The organism is Shewanella atlantica (assembly GCF_003966265.1).
Classification (GTDB): Bacteria; Pseudomonadota; Gammaproteobacteria; order Enterobacterales; family Shewanellaceae; genus Shewanella; species Shewanella atlantica.
This window is the reverse complement of record NZ_RXNV01000038.1, coordinates 1-1,441: the sequence shown is the minus strand read 5'-3', so window position 1 is coordinate 1,441 and position 1,441 is coordinate 1. Positions and strand designations below refer to the sequence as shown.

General features: G+C 50.0%; 1 rRNA gene. It reads left to right on the top strand.

Annotation, left to right across the window (positions count from 1 at the left end):
- A 23S ribosomal RNA gene (locus tag EKG39_RS23210) occupies positions 1-1,441 on the top strand; the annotation flags it as partial.

Here is a 1,441-nt window from a genome sequence, read left to right as displayed (position 1 = left end):
AGTATCATTAACTGAATACATAGGTTAATGAGGCAAACCCGGGGAACTGAAACATCTAAGTACCCGGAGGAAAAGAAATCAACCGAGATTCCCCTAGTAGCGGCGAGCGAACGGGGATTAGCCCTTAAGCGTAGAGGGTGTTAGTGGAATGTGTTGGAAAGCACAGCGGCACAGGGTGATAGCCCCGTACATGAAAACTAACTTTACGTGAAAACGAGTAGGACGGGACACGTGACATCTTGTCTGAACATGGGGGGACCATCCTCCAAGGCTAAATACTCCTGACTGACCGATAGTGAACCAGTACCGTGAGGGAAAGGCGAAAAGAACCCCTGTGAGGGGAGTGAAATAGAACCTGAAACCGTATACGTACAAGCAGTGGGAGCGGTTCTTGAGACCGTGACTGCGTACCTTTTGTATAATGGGTCAGCGACTTACATTTTGTAGCAAGGTTAAGCGAATAGCGGAGCCGTAGGGAAACCGAGTGTTAACTGCGCGTTTAGTTGCAAGGTGTAGACCCGAAACCCGGTGATCTAGCCATGGGCAGGTTGAAGGTTGAGTAACATCAACTGGAGGACCGAACACACGTATGTTGAAAAATGCGGTGATGACTTGTGGCTGGGGGTGAAAGGCCAATCAAACCGGGAGATATCTGGTTCTCCTCGAAAGCTATTTAGGTAGCGCCTCGAGCGAATACCATTGGGGGTAGAGCACTGTTAAGGCTAGGGGGTCATCCCGACTTACCAACCCTTTGCAAACTCCGAATACCAATGAGTACTACTCGGGAGACACACGGCGGGTGCTAACGTCCGTCGTGAAAAGGGAAACAACCCAGACCATCAGCTAAGGTCCCAAAGTTATTGCTAAGTGGGAAACGATGTGGGAAGGCTTAGACAGCTAGGATGTTGGCTTAGAAGCAGCCATCATTTAAAGAAAGCGTAATAGCTCACTAGTCGAGTCGGCCTGCGCGGAAGATTTAACGGGGCTAAGCAATACACCGAAGCTATGGGTTTGCTAGTTTACTAGCAAGCGGTAGAGGAGCGTTCTGTAAGCCGTTGAAGGCGAAGGGGTAACCCACGCTGGAGGTATCAGAAGTGCGAATGCTGACATGAGTAACGATAAAGGGAGTGAAAAACTCCCTCGCCGAAAGACCAAGGGTTCCTGTCCAATGTTAATCAGGGCAGGGTGAGTCGACCCCTAAGGCGAGGCCGAAAGGCGTAGTCGATGGGAAACAGGTTAATATTCCTGTACTTCTGCTAACTGCGATGGAGAGACGGAGAAGGCTAGGCTAGCGCGGCGTTGGTTGTCCGCGTTTAAGACTGTAGGCTGTGTACTTAGGCAAATCCGGGTACACACTAGGCTGAGAGTTGATGACGAGGTCCTAAGGGACTGAAGTAGTTGATGCCATGCTTCCAGGAAAATCTTCTAAGCTTCAGGTTAG